The organism is Phyllobacterium sp. OV277 (assembly GCF_900104355.1).
In the GTDB taxonomy this organism is placed as follows: Bacteria; Pseudomonadota; Alphaproteobacteria; order Rhizobiales; family Rhizobiaceae; genus Phyllobacterium.
Genome location: NZ_FNIY01000005.1, coordinates 282,558 through 301,164 on the forward strand (window position 1 = coordinate 282,558; position 18,607 = coordinate 301,164).

Annotated in this window: 18 protein-coding genes; 6 read left to right on the forward strand and 12 right to left on the reverse strand. The window is 55.4% G+C overall.

Translation table 11 applies throughout. The features are described 5' to 3' along the window. Positions 1-13 precede the first annotated feature (13 nt). From BLU05_RS18190 to ugpC, 5 genes are read left to right on the forward strand one after another with little or no spacing between them, the layout of a single operon-like run. A complete protein-coding gene (locus BLU05_RS18190) occupies positions 14-895 on the forward strand; it encodes a carbohydrate ABC transporter permease (RefSeq protein WP_091882981.1) in 882 nt (293 codons plus the stop codon). Further along, on the forward strand, positions 895-1,740 hold the full coding sequence (locus tag BLU05_RS18195) for a carbohydrate ABC transporter permease (protein WP_091882984.1): 846 nt from the start codon (positions 895-897) through the stop codon (positions 1,738-1,740). The genes BLU05_RS18190 and BLU05_RS18195 overlap by 1 nt, the downstream gene beginning before the upstream one ends. Then, a complete protein-coding gene (locus BLU05_RS18200) occupies positions 1,737-2,759 on the forward strand; it encodes an SIS domain-containing protein (RefSeq protein ID WP_091882987.1) in 1,023 nt (340 codons plus the stop codon). The genes BLU05_RS18195 and BLU05_RS18200 overlap by 4 nt, the downstream gene beginning before the upstream one ends. 3 nt (positions 2,760-2,762) lie before the next feature. Beyond that, positions 2,763-3,698, forward strand: a complete 936-nt coding sequence (locus tag BLU05_RS18205; protein ID WP_091882989.1) for a PfkB family carbohydrate kinase — start codon at positions 2,763-2,765, stop codon at positions 3,696-3,698. Beyond that, positions 3,695-4,771, forward strand: coding sequence for an ABC transporter ATP-binding protein (ugpC, locus tag BLU05_RS18210; RefSeq protein WP_091882992.1), 1,077 nt, complete (start codon positions 3,695-3,697; stop codon positions 4,769-4,771). Before BLU05_RS18205 ends, ugpC begins: the two co-directional genes overlap by 4 nt. Here the strand turns inward: ugpC and BLU05_RS18215 are convergent. The 12 genes from BLU05_RS18215 to BLU05_RS18270 form a co-directional block, all read right to left on the reverse strand. Beyond that, entirely contained in the window at positions 4,768-5,670 is a 903-nt protein-coding gene (locus BLU05_RS18215) for an AraC family transcriptional regulator (protein WP_227989148.1), read from the reverse strand. The genes ugpC and BLU05_RS18215 overlap by 4 nt on opposite strands. A gap of 136 nt (positions 5,671-5,806) precedes the next feature. Then, positions 5,807-6,733 (reverse strand): ABC transporter ATP-binding protein, encoded by a 927-nt coding sequence (locus tag BLU05_RS18220; RefSeq protein ID WP_091882998.1) that lies wholly within the window; start codon positions 6,731-6,733, stop codon positions 5,807-5,809. Continuing rightward, positions 6,730-7,545, reverse strand: coding sequence for an ABC transporter ATP-binding protein (locus BLU05_RS18225; protein WP_091883001.1), 816 nt, complete (start codon positions 7,543-7,545; stop codon positions 6,730-6,732). The genes BLU05_RS18220 and BLU05_RS18225 overlap by 4 nt, the downstream gene beginning before the upstream one ends. Beyond that, on the reverse strand, positions 7,542-8,432 hold the full coding sequence (locus BLU05_RS18230) for an ABC transporter permease (protein WP_091883004.1): 891 nt from the start codon (positions 8,430-8,432) through the stop codon (positions 7,542-7,544). Before BLU05_RS18230 ends, BLU05_RS18225 begins: the two co-directional genes overlap by 4 nt. Positions 8,433-8,435: 3 nt before the next feature. Further along, entirely contained in the window at positions 8,436-9,413 is a 978-nt protein-coding gene (locus BLU05_RS18235; RefSeq protein WP_091883203.1) for an ABC transporter permease, read from the reverse strand. Positions 9,414-9,469: 56 nt separating this feature from the next. Further along, the gene (locus BLU05_RS18240) at positions 9,470-11,122 is read right to left on the reverse strand and encodes an ABC transporter substrate-binding protein (RefSeq protein ID WP_091883007.1); all 1,653 of its coding nucleotides are present in this window, start codon (positions 11,120-11,122) and stop codon (positions 9,470-9,472) included. 33 nt (positions 11,123-11,155) lie between these two features. Further along, positions 11,156-12,181 carry a glycoside hydrolase family 3 N-terminal domain-containing protein gene (locus tag BLU05_RS18245; RefSeq protein ID WP_091883009.1) on the reverse strand — a complete coding sequence of 342 codons (1,026 nt, stop codon included), beginning with the start codon at positions 12,179-12,181 and terminating at the stop codon, positions 11,156-11,158. Positions 12,182-12,216: 35 nt separating this feature from the next. Then, entirely contained in the window at positions 12,217-12,696 is a 480-nt protein-coding gene (locus BLU05_RS18250) for a GNAT family N-acetyltransferase (protein ID WP_091883012.1), read from the reverse strand. A gap of 236 nt (positions 12,697-12,932) precedes the next feature. Next, complete coding sequence (locus tag BLU05_RS18255; protein WP_091883015.1) at positions 12,933-13,301, reverse strand: YbaN family protein; 369 nt, start codon at positions 13,299-13,301, stop codon at positions 12,933-12,935. Between the two features lie 93 nt (positions 13,302-13,394). Beyond that, positions 13,395-13,820 (reverse strand): DUF2267 domain-containing protein, encoded by a 426-nt coding sequence (locus BLU05_RS18260; RefSeq protein WP_091883017.1) that lies wholly within the window; start codon positions 13,818-13,820, stop codon positions 13,395-13,397. Between the two features lie 167 nt (positions 13,821-13,987). Continuing rightward, a complete protein-coding gene (locus tag BLU05_RS18265; protein WP_091883020.1) occupies positions 13,988-14,674 on the reverse strand; it encodes a hypothetical protein in 687 nt (228 codons plus the stop codon). A 502-nt stretch (positions 14,675-15,176) separates the two neighbouring features. Further along, positions 15,177-16,217 carry a glutamine synthetase beta-grasp domain-containing protein gene (locus BLU05_RS18270; protein ID WP_091883022.1) on the reverse strand — a complete coding sequence of 347 codons (1,041 nt, stop codon included), beginning with the start codon at positions 16,215-16,217 and terminating at the stop codon, positions 15,177-15,179. A 748-nt stretch (positions 16,218-16,965) separates the two neighbouring features. On the opposite strand from BLU05_RS18270, the gene BLU05_RS18275 reads away from it, so the two are divergent. Beyond that, positions 16,966-18,549, forward strand: coding sequence for an ABC transporter substrate-binding protein (locus BLU05_RS18275; RefSeq protein WP_091883025.1), 1,584 nt, complete (start codon positions 16,966-16,968; stop codon positions 18,547-18,549). Positions 18,550-18,607: the final 58 nt, after the last annotated feature.

Here is an 18,607-nt window from a genome sequence, read left to right on the forward strand (position 1 = left end):
CAGGCTGATTTTTATGACGAGCAATTGGATTACGACCCGCGCGTGGCTTCTGATGTTGCCACTCCTCATCGTCATGATCGCGATTATCGGCTGGCCGCTTGTCGATACGGTGCGCCTGTCCTTCACCGATGCCAAACTGGTTGGCACCGAAGGCAATTTCGTCGGCATCGACAATTACGTGAAAATCCTGTCCGGCTCCAATTTCCAGCGTACATTGATCACCACCACGCTGTTCGCCGTCCTCTCCGTTGCGGCGGAAATGGTGATCGGCGTCCTCGCCGCCCTGCTCCTGAACCAGCAGTTTTATGGCCGCTCCGTGCTGCGAGCGTTGATGATCCTGCCATGGGCATTGCCTACGGTGGTCAATGCGACTTTGTGGCGGCTGATCTACAATCCTGAATATGGTGCCCTCAACGCTGCGCTGACGCAGATCGGCCTTCTCGATACCTACCGGTCGTGGCTGGGGGAGCCCGGCACTGCCTTGACCGCATTGATCGTTGCCGATTGCTGGAAGAACTTTCCACTGGTAGCTCTGATTGCGCTTGCCGCGCTTCAGGCTGTTCCTCGCGATATCACCGCCGCCTCCATGGTGGACGGTGCCGGTGCATGGTCGCGCTTCCGCTTTGTCATCATGCCCTATCTCGCAGGCCCGCTGATGGTTGCGCTGGTTCTGCGCACCATCGAAGCCTTCAAAGTCTTTGACATTATCTGGGTGATGACCCGTGGCGGTCCCGCCAATAGCACCCGCACCCTGTCAATCCTCGTCTATCAGGAAGCCTTTTCATTCCAACGCGCAGGTTCCGGTGCATCGCTTGCATTGATTGTCACGCTTCTCGTCACCATTCTTGCCGTGGCCTATGCGGCACTCATCCGCAAAAGTGCAGGAGCCTCCTGATGGAACGCCGCAGCCTGACAGCCACTATTTTTGTTTATATTGCGGCCCTGCTACTGGCAGCAGTTATTCTTGCGCCTGTGGTCTGGCTGTTCATCATGAGCATTTCTTCGACCACCGACCTCATTACCAAGCCGCTGCGCTGGTGGCCTGAGACCATCGATTTGTCGCGTTATGGTGTTCTCCTGTCGAGCGCCGCCAATAGCGCGGGTGAAGCATTCGTTGCCTCGCTGTTCAACAGCCTTGAGGTGGCAGGCATGGCAACAGCGGCGGCGCTTCTTGTCGCTATCCCCTCCGCATGGGCGGTATCGCGCACACCAAGTGTCGGCTGGTCGCTTTATGCCGTCATCGCCACCTATATGCTGCCGCCCGTCGCCTTGGCTGTCCCGCTTTACATGGCCCTGTCGTGGCTCGGGCTTCTGAACAATGTCTTCGGATTGGCATTGGTTTATCTCACCATCCTTGCCCCTTTCACCACATGGCTGATGAAATCCGGCTTCGATTCCATTCCGCGCGAAATCGAAAGCGCCGCCACCGTTGACGGCGCGCGACTTGACCAGATCCTGCGCCTGATCACCCTCCCGCTGGCAGCGCCTGTTATGGCAACCGCCGCGCTCTTTGCCTTTCTGCTTGCGTGGGATGAATTCTTCTATGCCCTGCTGTTCACCTCTGACCAGCGGGCAAAAACCCTCACCGTCGCCATTGCCGATCTCGCGGGCGGGCGGGTCTCCGATTATGGACTGATAGCCACAGCGGGTGTGCTGGCCGCCTTGCCGCCGCTGATCATCGGTCTCTTTATGCAGCGTGCCCTGATTTCAGGCCTGACCAATGGCGGCGTCAAAGGATAAGTATGACTTCTGATACAAACCGGCCTGCCGGCCTTGTGGCAATCGAAAAGGAAACGGCACGGCAGAATGCCGATGCAATTGCCTCCTTCGAGGCCGCTGCACCGCTTGCCGCAACAATCGCCCAATCGCTGCGCAAGACTGGCCGCCTTCTCCTGCTTGGCATGGGCGGTTCTCACGCTGTTAACCGTGCCGTTGAGCCGCTCTATCGCAGCTTGGGTATTGATGCCGTCGCCATGCCTTTGTCGGAGCAGCTTGGCCAGCCCGTGCCAATTGCCGGTAAAACAATTCTTGTGACCTCCCAATCAGGCGAAAGCGCTGAAGTGCTGCGCTGGTTTGATGAGGCCGGGATTGCCCCTGATACGTTTGGGCTGACACTTGAAGGCGGATCAACGCTCGCCCGTACCGTGCCTTCACTGGTTGGTGCCGGTGGAACTGAAAACGCTTTCGCTGCTACCCGCAGTCTCACCGTCAGCTTTGCGCTGCATCTTGCCGTCCTGGCCGCGCTTGGCGACGATCCGTCGGCTGCGCTGAAGCTCCTTGAAGAAGGCAGCAAACCCGACATTGATGCTGCCGTTAAGACACTGAGTGGAGTTTCCTCCGTCGTCACATCAGGTCGCCGTTTGCAGGGTGTTGCCGAAGCCATTGCGCTGGGGCTGACGGAGTTGTCACGGATTCCCTGCTTCTCATTGGAAGGCGGGCAGCTGCGTCACGGTCCAATGGAAATGCTCGGACCAAAAATTGGCGTGGTGCTGTTTCGCGCCAAGGATGCCACGGCTGAACTCGTCGCAAGAATGGCAATCTCCGCATCCGAGGCTGGATCACCTGTCGTCGTGTTTGACGCATCAGGCGAAGCACCGATTGATGGAGCGACAACTGTAAATGTCGGTGAAGCCACCGGTATCGCAGCCATCTTCGCTCTTCTGCCTGCCGCTCAGCGTTTCATGATCGCTTTCTCAGGTGAGCGCGTAGCCGATGTCGGAACGCCCGTTCGCTCAACCAAGATTACACGGAGCGAATGAGACATGCGTCCACTGGCCGTTATTGGAAATGTGAATGTTGACCTGATCCTCGGGCCTGCCGATCCCTGGCCGACGCCCGGAACCGAGATCATGGTTGATTATGACGAACTGCGCGTTGGTGGTTCTGCCGGTAACTCCGCCCTGACCTGGGAAGGACTAGGCATCGATTTCCAGATCGCCGCCAATGTCGGGACTGACCAGTTCGGCGAATGGCTGCACAAGGAATTTGGGGAACGGGGTAAGCGCTGGCCGATTGCTCCAACCGGAACCACTCTTTCTGTCGGCATCACCCATCCCAATGGTGAGCGCACATTCTTCACCACACGCGGGCACCTCGGTGCGCTTTCATGGCCGGAAGTGCTTGATATGCTCGATGTCAGGCAATTACGTGGTGGTTACATCCTTCTGTGCGGATCATTCCTGACCGACACACTGGTTGCAGATTACGATGCGCTGTTCGATTGGGCTGATGCCAACGATATTCGCATTGCACTGGATACGGGCTGGCCAATCGGCGGCTGGACAGAGGCCAATCGCGCGGCAACCCGCAAATGGCTATCGCGCTGCCATTGCGCCCTGTTCAATGAGGTGGAAACAACCCGCCTTGCCAATAGTGTTGAGCCTGCCGATGCCGCGCACAAACTCAAGGCGCTGATGCCGGACAATGCGATTGTCGTGGTCAAATGCGGACCGGATGGGGCATTGGCCATTGGCTCGGATAATGAGTTGGTAAAAACCGATGCGCCGCCGGTTTTCGTTGCGGACACGATAGGTGCTGGTGATGTTTTCAACGCCGCTTTTCTGGCAGCTCTCGCCAGAGAAATGCCGCTGCAGCAATGCATCGCCGCCGGTGTCCATGTGGCTTCCAAAGCCATTTCAACCGTACCGCGCCGCTATGACAGCCATGACCTCGATACTATGCCGGAGAATGCGCTATGAGCGCCCTTGACCTTATCGACATCCGCAAGCGCTACGGCACTGTTGAAACCCTGAAAGGCATTGACCTTTCATTGGCAAGCGGAGAGTTTCTGGTGCTGCTTGGCTCATCGGGCTGCGGGAAATCAACGCTTCTCAATATCATCGCCGGACTAGCCGAAGCAACGGAAGGTGATGTGCGGATCGGCGACCGCTCGGTGACGGGCGTGCATCCGAAGGATCGCGACATCGCCATGGTGTTCCAGTCCTACGCGCTCTACCCAAACATGTCCGTAGCACGCAACATCGGTTTCGGGCTGGAAATGCGCAAGGTTCCGGCGGAAGAGCGCACGGAGGCGATCCAGAAGACCGCCAAAATCCTACAGATCGAGAATCTGCTTGAACGCAAACCCTCCGAACTCTCGGGCGGTCAACGCCAGCGCGTTGCCATCGGACGGGCTTTGGTGCGCAACCCGCAAATCTTTCTCTTCGACGAGCCGCTTTCCAACCTTGATGCCAAACTGCGCATGGAAATGCGCACGGAACTCAAACGTCTGCATCTGATGCTGGGAACCACGATTGTCTATGTGACCCACGATCAGATCGAGGCAATGACCCTTGCAACACGGATCGCGGTGATGCGCGACGGCCAGATCGAACAGTTGGCAACGCCGGATGAGGTTTATAACCGCCCCGCTACACGGTATGTGGCCAGCTTTGTCGGGTCGCCGCCAATGAACATGCTGGAAGCAACCGTGGCTGACGGAGTGGCTCATATTGACGGGTCGATCGGCAGTTTCGTCTTGCCGGAAGAGATCAGGGAAAAGGCCGGTCAGGTGCGTGATGTGGTGATCGGCATTCGCCCGGAAAGCCTCAGCCTGACAGCATCAGGAGATACTGCGCTGGGCATTGATGCGATGGTGGAAGTGGTTGAACTGACAGGCCCGGAACTGGTTGTTACCTCAACCATCGGCAATCAGCGCTTAACCGCCAGCCTGCCGCCAAAATCCAGCATCACGGCAGGGGCTGCCCAACGTTTCGCCATCGATGCCGGTGCCCTGCATATTTTTGACAAGGCAACCGGCAAGCGGCTTTAACCCTCGAGCAGATAGTCCGGCATGTCTTTCAACCGGGCTATATCGCGCAGTGGTGGCTGACCGAAGAGACGCGCATATTCACGGCTGAACTGTGACGGACTGTCGTAGCCAACCGTATGACCGGCTGTTGCCGCATCCAATGACTGGCTGAGGATCAGTCGGCGCGCTTCCTGCAAGCGAAGCTGCTTTTGATATTGCAGCGGGCTCATGGACGTTACCGCCTTGAAATGCTGGTGGAACGAAGACGGGCTCATATTGGCTTCGGAAGCCACATGTTCGATACGCAGCGTTTTGCGGAAATTGCGTTTGATCAGCCCTATCGCCTTGTTCACCTGATGCAGACGGCTTTCCGACTGGGCAATCTGGCGCAAACGCCCTGACTGTTCACCGGTCAGGAGCCGATAGAGCAACTCCCGCTCGGTGAGCGGTGCCAGCATCGGAATGTCTTTTGGCGAGTCGAGAAGGCGAATGAGGCGCACGACATTGTCAAGCAGTTCCGGTCCCATGGGATTGAGCGACATCCCGCGGTCTGGAAGCTGGTTGCTGAAACTTTCCTTCGGCGCTTCAAGCAGCAATGCGCTGAGCATGGTGGGGTCAAGATCAAGTTTCATGGAGAGATAGGGCTCGTCCTCCGATGCCTCGATGACATGACCAACAATGGGAAGGTCAACGGATACGGTCAGGTAGGTTGCCTTGTCGTAGTAATAGACTTCATCGCCAAGCATTGTCCGCTTGCGACCTTGCGCGATGACGCAGACGGCAGGTTCGTGGACAACATGGTTCGGTTCAGTCGGGGCCGTGGCGCGCGCGAGATTCAAACGCGGAATATCCGTCGAAAACAGGCCATCGGCGCCCGTATGCTTTTCGATCAATTGTGCGAGTTCGGTGATTTTGTCCACGGCAGGTCTCCTCGGATAACACCCGCCCAATCTAGGTACTATCACGCACGCGAACCAGAGCCGGAACATCGGCTTTGGTCCAATTTGGAGGATTGTGCAATCATCCGGCAGTTTCAGTCAATCGCGAGGAGGCGTTTTACGCCGCACGCGTGCTCGCCACCTGACGGATGAAATGGTCCTGATCAATGGCAATGACACGATCCTGCGGAACCGCAGACAAACGCCTGACCTCCTCGACATCCGCAGCCTTCAATTGGGCCTTTGGATCATCGAACCGCATTTCTGGGTCTGGCACGGCTGACAGGAGAAGCTTGGTATAGGGATGCTGCGGATTATCGATGACCTTGTTGACATTACCCCACTCGACGATCTGCCCTGCATACATGACGACAATATCTTCCGCGACATAGCGGGCCGTGGCGATATCATGGGTGATGTAAAGCAGCGCCAGCTTCATATCACGCTTCATCTCATTGAGCAGATTGAGCACACCTAGCCGCACCGAAACATCGAGCATGGAGGTGGGCTCATCAGCAACAATCACTTCAGCACCGACCGCAAGAGTACGGGCAATGTTGACACGCTGGCGCTGGCCGCCGGAAAGTTCGTGCGGATGTTTCTGCGCAACAATTCTTGGATCGAGCTTGACCCGGGTCAGCAGTTCTTCAATCGCCGCATCGACCTGTTTGCCCCTGAGATCACGCTGGTGCAATTGCAACGGACGGCGCAAATGATAGTCAATCGTATGAGCCGGATTGAGCGAGGAAAACGGGTCCTGAAAGATCATCTGAACCGAACGGCGATAGGCGGCGAGCGCTTTGGCATTATCCGTTGAAACGGGCTTGCCCTTGAACAGCAACTGGCCGTCGCTCGGTGTATATTCCCGCATCACCAGCCGTGCACAGGTGGTCTTGCCGCTGCCGGATTCGCCTACGAGCGCAAGGGTTCTGCCTGCATGGAGTTCAAAGGAGACTGACTGCGCGGCATTCACCTGAAACGGCGGGCGGCCAAAGGATTTTGATATCCGGTCAAGCGCGAGGATAGCAGAATGCGGCTCGCTCATGTCGGCACCCTTTCCATAACCGGTTCACCATGCAGCGACGGGAAGGAAGCCCAGAGTTTCTTTGTATAGTCGTGCTGCGGATCACCGTAGATCTTCTCGGCGGTATTCTGCTCAACCAGTTTGCCCGCCAGCATGATGCCGATACGGTCGCAGAACTGGACCATCAGACCAAGATCATGGGTGATGAACAATACCGAAAAGCCGAAGGTGCGGCGTAGCTCATTGATGCGTTGCAGGATTTCCCGTTGCACCACCACGTCGAGCGCCGTTGTCGGCTCGTCCATGACGACGATCTTCGGGTTCAGCGAAAGGCAGATGGCAATGACGATACGCTGACGCATGCCACCGGAAAACTGGTGCGGATAATCCTTCATACGATCCGGCGGGATATCGACAAGACGGAGCATTTCCGCAGTGCGCTCGCGTGCTTGCGCCTTGCTCATCCCTTGGTGCGTACGCAGCACATCATAGAACTGCGCTTCAACACGCAGCACCGGATTGAGAGAATTCATTGCGCTCTGGAATACCATGGCAACTTCCCGCCAGCGAAAATCACGCAGCTGCGCCGGATTGAGGTCAAGGACATCCCTGCCCTCCAGCAATATCTGGCCGGAGCGGATCAGCGCCGGAGGTTTGTGCAAGCGACTGATGGCAAAGGCAATCGTGCTTTTGCCGCAACCGGATTCACCGGCAAGTCCAAACGTCTCACCATGGGCCACGTCAAAACTGACATCATCCACAGCGCGAAAATCTGTCTTGTCGCCAATATAATCGATAGTGAGGTTCTTCACCTGAAGCAGAGGCGTAGTCACAGGCGGCCCTCCCCGGAACGGATGAGCGCCGACCAGCGGCTCATGCTGTTTCCTGTCCGAAGACGCGGATTGGCGATCTCATCCACGGCAAAATTCAACAGGGAAAGCCCGATGCCGAGAAGCGCGAGCGCGAAACAGGGCGTGAGAATATCCCACCACGCACCAACCGACAGGGCGGATGCCTTCTGCGCATTATAAAGCATCATGCCCCATGACACGGTCTTGGGATCGCCAAGACCAAGGAACTCCAGCGTCGCCTCGGTGATAATGGCGAAGATCACGCTGCCAATGAAATTGATTCCAACGATGGAAATCAGGTTCGGGAAGATTTCGAAGGCCATGATGCGCCAGCGCGGCTCGCCCATCATCTCGGCGGACTTGACGAAATCCTTTTGCTTGACGGAAAGCGTCTCCGCACGGGTCACGCGTGCGCCCCACGCCCACGACGTAAGCCCAAGAATAACGGCTATAACCAGCGGACTAGCCTGACCGATGAATGAAGCAAGCACGAGGAGGAGCGGCAGGTTGGGAACAACCAGCACCATATTGGTGAAGAAGCTGATGACTTCATCGGTCTTACCGCCGCGATAACCGGCAATAATACCAAGCGCAGTGCCTAGCACCGTGATTATTAGTCCGGCACCGAAACCGACCGCGAGCGATGTTCTTGCTCCGTAAATCAGGCGGGCGAACACATCTTGCCCGATGCGCGTCGTGCCAAGCCAATGGTCAGCTGATGGCGGCTGATGCGGCCTGCCAACACGCGCGGCCGGATTATATTCTGTCAAAAGTGGTGCCGCGAGGGCAATCAGCACGATGATCAGGAGGATGATCATGCCGACAAGTGCTTTGCGGTTGCGGACAAGTCCGGCAATGAGTGTTTTCATGGCTCATGTCCTCCGCAGGCGTGGATCGAGCAGCACATAACTGATATCCACGATGAAATTGGCGATAAGCATAGCGATGGTCATGATCAGAAGCTGGCCCTGAATGACGGGATAATCACGGGCGAGGATCGCCTGATAGAGAATATTCCCAAGACCGGGATAGTTGAACACAACCTCGGTTACCAGTGAGCCCCCAAGCACCGTGCCAATGGCGATGGCAAGACTGCTGACGGTTGGCAAAAGCGCATTGCGCGCCGCATACCAGATCATCACCCGGCTGTCGGAAAGGCCTTTTGCCCGCCCCATGACGATATAATCCTCACCGAGGAGATTGATCATGTTGTTGCGCATGGTCACGGCAAAGCCGCCTGTGAGCACCGAGCACAGCGTCACCATTGGCAGAATGCCGTGATAGAGCACACTTGCGATATAGGTGAACGAAAAAGACGGATCGAGCGCAGGATCGGCGGAATAGCCTGTCGGAAACCAGTTAAGCGTGAAACCGAAGAAGAACAGTACGATCAGCGATGTAACAACTGCTGGAACCGACGTAGCGAAGATCGCGCCAACGGATACAACCACATCGAAAGCACTGCCGCGCCGCCATGCAGCGAGAATACCAAGGAATGTCCCAAGCGTGAAACTAATCAGCGTTGCCGTTCCCATGAGCGCAACGGTCCAGATCAGCGCATGGCCGAGAACCTCGGTTACAGGTAGCGGGAAATATTTGATCGAGCGACCGAGATCGCCAGTGAAAATACTCTGCAGATAGGTCAGATATTGCTGCCAAAGCGGCCCATCGACAAAGCCGAATGTCAGCTTCAACGACTCAAGATTCTCCGCCGACAGTTCGGTGCCGGTGCTGGAAAACATGATCTGGATCGGATCTCCCGGCATGAGGCGTGGCAGGAAGAAATTAATCGTGGCCGCCGCGATGAAGGCAGCCAGATAGAATCCGAGGCGTCGAAGCAAAAAAGCCATATGCATCCCCCATCGCGGCAAAGGCGGTTATAACCCGCCCTCGCCTGTTGCGATGCCTATTTGACCGGCTCAAGCGCCAGAAGGTGAATGAGACGCGCCGGATTGTTGCGCGTGATCGAAGGATTGACGAATGGATGCTCCTTCGTCGACCAGCCGGTGAAACGTTTGGTGTTATACTGATACCAGTTCGGATTGTTAAACACCGGCATCATAGGCAGATTTTCCGCCACGATGCGCTGGGCCTTGTTCATCACATCCTTCTGGGCCGCCGGATCGGCGGTGCGGGTGAAATCAACCAGCAGTTTGGCGAGATCGGGATTGAACCAGCGCTGCGCGGTAAAGCGGGTCTTGCCCTTGTCGGTCTCGTTAAAGGCGCGCTGATAGGGGTAATAGGGCGATGCGGCGGCCGGCAGACTGTTGATGGCCATGTCGAATGAGCCATTGATGAGATTACCGGACCAGACAGCCTCCTCCGGTGTGGCAATCTTCACATCGAGGCCCGCCGCCTGCATGCCTTCAATGGCAATCTGAACCGTGTCGATCCAGTCGGTCCAGGCGTTGGGCACGATCAGCGAGAATGACAGCTTCGACCCATCAGGATTGTCGCGGAAACCATCGCCATCCTTATCGGCATAACCAGCTTCATCAAGCAGAGCCTTGGCAGCATCAGTGTCATATTTGCCGTATTTGCCGAAGTCCGCGAGGACTGATGGATCGGACCAGTTCTTGTAGAGTTCACCCATGCCTGATGGATCATCGTTCAGGGTCGGGTAGCCATAACCAGCCACATCAATCATCCCCTGACGGTCAAGCGCCATGCTGACGGCACGGCGGAATTTCACGTCATTGAACGCTTTGCGGTTATTCTCATTGGCCGTTTCCAGATTGAACAGGAACGCGACCATACTACCGGGCGTATACCAGTAATGGAAATGCGCGGGGTCCTTGGCGACGTAGGTATTTTCCACGTCGGGCAGGAACGAGACACCCCAATCAAGCGTGCCATTGGCGGTCGCCGTCAATATCTGATTGTTGTCAGCCAATTGCGGAAACCGCATGCAGTCAATCTTGAGGTCAGCAGCATCCCAGTAATTCGGATTGCGGCACTGGTCATAAGTCTGGCCGGTGAACCTGACAATCTCGGTCATGGGGCCGCTACCAACGGGGCTTTCATTGGCAAAGGTCACAGGATCGGCAATATCCTTCCAGACATGCTCCGGAATGATTGGCACCTGCACCAGCTGGTCAGCCGCAAGCGAGCTTGGATTGACCAAGGTGAAGCGCACGGTCTGTGCATCGACAACTTCGACGCCATCAATGAATTTCCAGATACTGACAAAATCCAGCGCCGGGAATTTCTTCAGATAGTCATAGGTGAACTTCACATCAGCAGATGTGAACGGCTTGCCATCGGACCATTTGAGATCAGGCCGCAGCTTGAAATCGATGCTCTTCAGGTCATCCGCCAGCTTAAAACTTTCAGCCAGACGGAAGTTCGGCTTGTTATTGTCAAAGCGGTTGAAGATAACGAGCGGCTCATAGATGAAATCGAGCGTACTCTGGCGAGCCGATGTCTGGTTGAACGGATTAAAGTTGCGCACCCAGGTGGTGGCGGGCTCGATATTGACGGTCAGCACACTCTGCGCCATGGCAGGCGCTGACAAAAACATCATTGCAGAAGCTGCTGCAAACAGACGGTTTCTCGACATGCGTATTCCCCTCTTATTATTGATTAAACGCGTTTAACTGACGAGTGCACTGGCAAACATGTCTTCAACTTCCGCATGAACTGCTTTGACATCGACTTTCAACGAACCAAGGCGCGCATTGGCTGCTGCGATACGGCGGGCGGCCGCTTCAGTCAGCGGGCGGGAAGCCTTTGCAGCCGCTTCACTATCGGCAAGATCGCCATGGCTGTGCAGTGCAATGTCAAAACCCGCATCAAGAACCTGCGCGACGCGTTCGGGCATCGTGCCAGTCAGCGAGTTCATGAAAATGCAATCGGAGATAAGCACGCCCTCATAACCCAGATCCTTGCGGATCACATCAAGCATGACAGGCGAAACGGAAGCGGGCTGTTCCTTGTCATAGGCGGAATAAACCACATGGGCCACCATCGCCCATGGCGTATCCTTCAGATCAACAAACGGTTTGAAATCGGTAGCCAGAAGAGTTTCCTTGCTGGCGTCAACAACCGGGCGTTCCTTATGGGAATCGAGCGTCGCACGGCCATGGCCGGGAATGTGTTTGATCACGGGCATGTTGCCGGTTTCGAGGAGACCATCGACAACTTCACGGCCAAGAATGGTGACAAGCGCGGGATCAGAACCAAACGAACGCGCACCGATGACATCGCTTGTCGTCTCGAACACCAGATCAAGCACCGGTGAGCAACCACTGGAAAGACCAAGCTCGCTCATCATGGTGCCCATCGCGCGGGAGGAAAGGCGCAGGGCTTTGCGCGCCAGTTCAAGGTCATGCTGGGCCAGCTTTGCAAATTCACCAAAGCTGCGGAACAGCGGCCATGGGCCGGCGTCGAGATGCTGCACACGTCCGCCCTCCTGATCAGTAAAGACAGGTGCGTCCTCGCGGCCTACCGCTTCGCGGAAGCTTTCGATCAGCGCCTTGACCTGCTGCGGCTCGCGTTGATTGCGGCGACCAACGAAGAGGCCAAGCGGGTTAGTCTCGCGAAACAGCGCAATTTCGTCTGAAGACAAGGTTGTGTTCGGAATGCCGACAAACAGGGCGAGAGGCAATTGGCTGGACACTGTATTTACTCCATAAGGTCTGATTGGAAACGAGGTCAGGTGCGCTTGGCGCGCAACATGCCCTCATAAACGCCTTTGTCTTTGGCAGGGATTTCGATGGCACCGGCTGCCTTGGCGTAGAAATCCACAGGCCCCGCATCGCCGATAAAGGCATAGGCATGACCGAGCGTTTTCATTGTCTGCAGGGTGGCCGAAAACAGAGCAAGGCCAATGCCTTTTCCCTGTTTGTCAGGGTGAACGCCAGTGGGGCCGAAAAAGCCGCGCGCGGTTGCATCATAGCAGGCAAATCCGACAAGCTCGCCGTTTTCAATCGCGATGAGACAGGCGGAGGGTTGGCGCGTGATGGCAACGGCAACTTCACTGCCCCAGTTGGCGCTGAAGTGCTCACGAACCCAATCTGTGACCAGCTGCGCTTCTGGCGCAAGCACAGGGCGGATGGTGACAGCGACATTGTCAGCTTTGCTTTTCAGCTCAGACAGCTTGTCCGTGTACAAGCTTACAAGTAAATCAGCCACCGCTGCTCCTCATTCAATAACTCCATTATAATGGAATATATCCCCTTTTTATGTAATAGAATTGGATTTTTGAATAGGCTTGTCAACTGGTTTTTGCCAGTAGCATTTGGCGTCCCGCCGTTTCCGGCAATTACTGGGCTTTGAATGATCCTGATCATCAGCGGTATGGAATAGTACTGCCCCAAATGGAGGCCGCTGCTTCGATTCGGGGCAATATGGTTATCGCCGACGTTTTGCTAGACAGTTGGACGTGACATGACATACCAGGCGCAGGCGATGAAGAATAAAGCGACCACCGCGCCGAGAAGCGGGCTCGGCCGGGCAAAATACCAGAACGAGCCATAGCCGAATGCCATGCCGCCACAGGCAATGCATTTCACCCGAACCGGAATGGCACCATGGCGCTGCCACTGGACCAATGTCGGCCCAAAGACAGGATGTTCCAGCAGCCATTTCTCAAAGCGAGGGGAAGAGCGACCAAAGCACCACGCGGCGATGATCAGGAAAATGGTCGTAGGCATGACGGGAAGCAGCGCCCCGATAAACCCGAGCGCGACCATCACCCAGCCAAGCGCAAAATAAACCGCGCGTCGTGTCCCGTTCATTTCATCCGCTCCTCCGCCTCGCATCGACGGCATAGCAGCGGTTTAACCGGAAAGGCTGTAAATGTCAGCCTGTACACTTGCCGCCCATATATTTCAGAAGCCAAAATGGCCTTTTAACCCGGGAACAGAGGCTACGATCTTATCGATCAGTTCCGGGTCAGCGGAAGCCTTGGCATGGGCAACGACCGCAGAACCAGCCTGCTGAATTTGTTCCACTGTCAAACCGCTCGCCTTGAGCGTCGCGACACCATTGACGATTGCCCCGACTTTTTCACCCGCAGCGCCACCGAGAAACCCGGTTATGCTGGACAGTAAACCACCCGCCTGATTGCCCGCAGCCATAACATCGAAGCTCTGCGCCAGCTGCGCGGCGCCGGGTAGCTTGGCAAAGAGAGTTGCGGTCTGCTCAGGTGCTTCATGCTGAAGCACGGAAAGAACAGTGCCCGCCGCCTTTTCCGCCACCTGCGGATCAAGATTGGCTTCAGTTGCTATCGTGTTGACCAGATCCTGTATCGGCATGGGGTTCTCCTTTTGCGAGTGCAGAACTGAACATTATCCAGTCTCTATGGGAATTGGATGACGCCAGAAAAGGCCAGAGGTTGCAAGCAGAAACGCCCGAACAGGAGATCGTCCTATCCGGGCGTTTATAGAGTTTCAAAGAGCAAACGCCTGATGGCTGTTCGCTGTTATTCGGCCTTCAGGCGCGTGTTGCAAGCGCTCCAATATTGCGGCCATGTTTGACCGGCAACCTTGTTGGCAGCCTTCGCCTTCTGCCAATCGTCGCCGCATTCGCGAATGCGTGAACGGAACGCAATCTCGCCTGCGGACAAGGGTTTGCCATTGGCGGATGTTTCCGGTGCTGTGGCAGCTTTACTGGCCGCAGCTTTGGTTGGCGCAACAGTTGGTTCCGGCGGCGGTGTCGCATCGGATTGATCTGACTTCAGGCTGTCACTGCAAGCCGAAAGGAACTGCGGCCACTTCTGGCCATTCAGCGTACCAGCTGTTTTGGCTGCCTGATACTGCGTGCTGCATTCCTTGGTTACAGCCTTCCCGGACATCGCGCCGGCAGCTGCGGGTGCTGCCGCCGTTGTCTGTGCCTTTGCCGGTTTCATGGCGTCCTTCGCCTTCACCGCCGGAGCGGGAGCAGGTGCTGCTGCATCTGTCTTCAGATTGGCACTACAGGTTGAGAGGAACTGTGGCCATGTCTGGCCGTTCAGCTTATTCCCATCCTTGGCTGCCTGATATTGAGTGCTGCATTCTTTGGTGACGGACTGGGCCGCGGTGCTGGCTGCAGATGCCGGGAGGGCAAATAAGGTCATTCCGGCGCCAACAATCACCGATGCGGCGAGCGTCTTTGTAAGAAACTGGTTCATTTTCATGTGTTCCTTGCGAGTATGGTTCGCGTTTCCCCCGGTACGCACCATGCGTTCCGGTTTAACAATGCCTCGATGGCTCCCGTCCCTATTGAATGAAACGCGTTCAACGCATCACTCGAAGTCATCGCGCGGAATCTGCACTTCGATTGTGGCTGAAAATGTCTCGAATTCAGGAATATTTGCAGGTGAATTGCGCATCAAATTTACCCCAGAGTCGCAGTCGATGGCATTGCAAAGACAGCATGATCTTCTCGCCCAATGATTGCAAGTGAGATCACATTCCACCCTGAGTACGCATAGGTAGACTGAAACAACCATCAAAACCCGAGAGGGTATGCAGGTTGAGTGATTGGCGATTTGGTTTTGAGATTGGTATCGGCGCTCAGTTACGTCGACAACTGGACCAGATAAGTACGCACATATTGTGCAAAGGCCGGAAGGCCTACCAAAGAGAAACGGCATGGCGCAGAAAACCCGCGCCATGCCGGAAGCATTAAAGTCAGGCAGCCAGTGTGTCGGCAACAGGCTCCGGAACCGAAGCAATTGTGCGCAGAATCTGCGAAGCGATCTGGTAGGGATCGCCCTGCGAGTTCGGACGGCGATCTTCAAGATAACCACGGTAGCCACTGTTCACAAAGCTATGTGGCACGCGGATCGACGCACCGCGATCAGCAACACCATAGCTGAACTGATGAATGGACTGGGTCTCGTGCTTGCCAGTCAAACGCAGATGGTTGTCTGGTCCATACACGGCAATATGATCATCGCAGGCATCGGCAAATGCAGCCATGACCTGTTCAAAATAGTCCTTGCCGCCGACTTCGCGCATAAAGGCAGTCGAGAAATTGGCATGCATGCCGGAACCGTTCCAGTCCGTATCGCCGAGCGGCTTGCAATGGTATTCAACATCAATGCCGTACTTTTCGCACAGACGCTGCAGAAGATAACGTGCCATCCAGATTTCGTCGGCAGCCCGCTTGGAGCCCTTGCCGAAAATCTGGAATTCCCACTGACCCTTGGCAACCTCAGCATTAATGCCTTCATGGTTCAAACCGGCAGCGAGACAGATATCAAGGTGCTCTTCGACAATCTGGCGGGCAACGCTACCAACATTGCTGTAACCCACACCCGTGTAATAAGGACCCTGTGGCGCCGGATAGCCTGCATCAGGAAAGCCGAGCGGGCGACCGTTCTGGTAGAAGAAATATTCCTGCTCAAAACCGAACCATGCGCCTTCATCGTCAAGAATGGTTGCGCGATTGTTGGATGGGTGCGGTGTCTTGCCATCGGGCATCATAACTTCGCACATGACCAGAACGCCGTTCTTGCGCTCGCTATCTGGATAGATCGCAACAGGCTTCAGAACACAATCGGAGCTGCGGCCTTCGGCCTGCAAAGTCGAACTTCCGTCGAAGTTCCAGAGCGGCAGCTGTTCCAACTTTGGAAAAGCGTCAAATTCCTTGACCTGCGTCTTGCCGCGAAGATTTGGGACCGGTGTGTAACCGTCGAGCCAGATATATTCGAGTTTGTATTTTGTCATTGTGGCTTCTCTCACTACCTAGTTGTGCGCGCTAATCTTGCAGGTCCAGCGCCCAATCGTGCGCCGCCACCTGCGGATATTTTCTGCAAAGCAAGTTGCGTGCCACTTTTGCAATCAAGAGGATTGCCAGCGTTGGAAAAGTTCAAAAAACGAAATTTTAGCTTGCCAACGAACTAACCCGCAGAGGATTTTGACAGGCGTTCAAATGCGCACGCTTTATTCCGTCGAATTTCCGGCTCGTATTGCGTCAAAAAACAATCTGCTCGACGCGTACTAAACGATTGCCAGCCCAACAATTGAACATTTCATGATGATATTTTGGGCAGTTGCGAAAATCCTGTGCAGATGCGAGGCTGGTGGCAAGCGTGTCATATGACGCAAATACAGCTTGGCAAACGAACTCATCATACTTGCACTGCTGCCGGAATCTCTCAAACTCCGCAGTCATACTTCTCTTCGCACATCGCAACTGCCGGATAAATCACCGAAAATGTGGTTTTGTGATTTCTTCTAAAATATTTACAATCGGCCGTTCTATCCATTTTTGCTGAATCCAAGTGCAAGATGGCTTGTCCTTGAGCGCATAACACCGAAATTTGGGCAGATATCTATCTATACTGCCTATGTTTTGACCGTTGTATAGTTTCTCAGAGCATTGACTGCCGAAGAGCCGAAACTACCCCTATTGTCACATTCGAAATCCTTTGTTAGCCTCATGAAAACCACAAAACCACAAAAGGGGAATTCAATGCCAACTATCAGCAGGCGTAATTTCTTGACACATGCGGCGTCGCTGGGCGCCGGTGCTGCTCTTTTGAATGTGAATCCGGACTTCTTCTTTTCTTCTGCCTTTGCCCAAAGCGGCAAGCCGATGGTTTTTCTCTCGGCCGAGAACATCACGGGCAACTGGGACCCGACATCCCATACGACACTTTCGCAAATTAACGTCCAGGCTTTCGTCATGGGCTTTCTGACGCGCACGCCAATGCGCCTCGATAACCCGGAGGAAACGGTCTATGAACTGGCAACCAGCATCAAGCTGCTTGATGCCAATACGCTTGAGATCAAGCTGCGCGATGATGTGAAATTTCACGACGGCAAGCCGTTCAAGGCTGAAGATGTCAAGGCGACTTTCGAATATGGCTCCCGCAAGGATCGTCCGGCACAATGGTATCCCGGTCCGACTGAGACCCTCGATATCACCACCCCAGATGATCACACCGTCATCGTCAACACGGCAAAGGGCGGCTACCCTGCGCATCTCTTCGTATTTCTCGCGTCTTATTTGCCGATGATGTCGGCAACGGACATTGCAGGCGGACCATCTGGACCTTTGACCCAAAGATTGAATGGTACGGGTCCTTTTCGTTTCGTCGCCCAGAAGGGCAATGACACCGTGCTGGAAGCCAACAAGGATTATTTTCGTGGCGAACCGAAAATTCCAGGCATCAATTTTACCTTCGTCGGTGATGCCACCACCCGAATGCTGTCACTGCTGAATGGTCAGGCTTCCATTGTCGAGCGGCTTGAACCCGAACAGGTAACGACACTGGAAGGCAACAAGGCCATTGCTATCAACAGCGTTGTCTCTGTTGAAAACAAATATCTCTGGTTCCGTTGTTCCAAGCCCCCCTTCAATGACCCGAAGGTGCGCATGGCCGCCTGTCACGCCATTGATCTTGCCATGATCCGCGAGGTGCTGGGCTCCGCCGGGCATGAATCCTACAACTACGTATCACCTGTGAAATTCGGCTATACGGACCTGCCCAATTATCCGAAATATGATCCTGAAGCTTGCCAGAAACTTCTGGCAGAGGCAGGTTTCCCGAAGGGCAAGGGCCTGCCTGATCTCGAATACATCACGTCAGTCGGGTTCTATCCAAAGACCAAGGAATATGGCGAGGTCATCACCGCCATGCTGCAGGAACAGGGTTTTCCTGTAACCCTTACAGTGCTCGAACCGGTGGCGTGGAATGAACGGCTCTATGATCGTCCGGGCGGTGGCCCCGGCCACATGATCGATTGTGGCTGGTCGACTGGCTCGCCGGAACCAGATCTGGTGCTGCGCACCCACTTCCACTCCAGTTCCAAGCGCATCACCGGCATCGAAGATCCGCAGATTGACGCGTCGCTCGACAAGGAGCGCAACGCCCCCAATCTGGAAGAGCGCAAGAAAATCCTGCAGGGTGAAACCATGCCGCTTCTGGCCGAAAAAGTGCCAGCGCTCTCACTGTTCACCTCGGTGATGATCCACGCCATGCAAAAGGACCTGGCCGGGCTCTTCATCTATCCTGATGGGACAATGGACGCTTCGAAAACCACGTTTGCGTGACGCGAATGTCGCTGACCCGCAATCCCGCACAGCGGATTGCAGGTCGATGATGCGGAGA

Excerpts from the sequence above, each read along its gene's own strand:
- BLU05_RS18275 (WP_091883025.1), top strand. The coding sequence starts at position 16,966 with ATGCCAACTATCAGCAGGCGTAATTTCTTGACACATGCGGCGTCGCTG.
- ugpC (WP_091882992.1), top strand. The coding sequence starts at position 3,695 with ATGAGCGCCCTTGACCTTATCGACATCCGCAAGCGCTACGGCACTGTT.
- BLU05_RS18220 (WP_091882998.1), bottom strand. The coding sequence starts at position 6,733 with ATGAGCGAGCCGCATTCTGCTATCCTCGCGCTTGACCGGATATCAAAA.
- BLU05_RS18260 (WP_091883017.1), bottom strand. The coding sequence starts at position 13,820 with ATGCCGATACAGGATCTGGTCAACACGATAGCAACTGAAGCCAATCTT.
- BLU05_RS18270 (WP_091883022.1), bottom strand. The coding sequence starts at position 16,217 with ATGACAAAATACAAACTCGAATATATCTGGCTCGACGGTTACACACCG.
- BLU05_RS18205 (WP_091882989.1), top strand. The coding sequence starts at position 2,763 with ATGCGTCCACTGGCCGTTATTGGAAATGTGAATGTTGACCTGATCCTC.
- BLU05_RS18265 (WP_091883020.1), bottom strand. The coding sequence starts at position 14,674 with ATGAACCAGTTTCTTACAAAGACGCTCGCCGCATCGGTGATTGTTGGC.
- BLU05_RS18195 (WP_091882984.1), top strand. The coding sequence starts at position 895 with ATGGAACGCCGCAGCCTGACAGCCACTATTTTTGTTTATATTGCGGCC.
- BLU05_RS18235 (WP_091883203.1), bottom strand. The coding sequence starts at position 9,413 with ATGGCTTTTTTGCTTCGACGCCTCGGATTCTATCTGGCTGCCTTCATC.
- BLU05_RS18190 (WP_091882981.1), top strand. The coding sequence starts at position 14 with ATGACGAGCAATTGGATTACGACCCGCGCGTGGCTTCTGATGTTGCCA.
- BLU05_RS18230 (WP_091883004.1), bottom strand. The coding sequence starts at position 8,432 with ATGAAAACACTCATTGCCGGACTTGTCCGCAACCGCAAAGCACTTGTC.
- BLU05_RS18240 (WP_091883007.1), bottom strand. The coding sequence starts at position 11,122 with ATGTCGAGAAACCGTCTGTTTGCAGCAGCTTCTGCAATGATGTTTTTG.
- BLU05_RS18255 (WP_091883015.1), bottom strand. The coding sequence starts at position 13,301 with ATGAACGGGACACGACGCGCGGTTTATTTTGCGCTTGGCTGGGTGATG.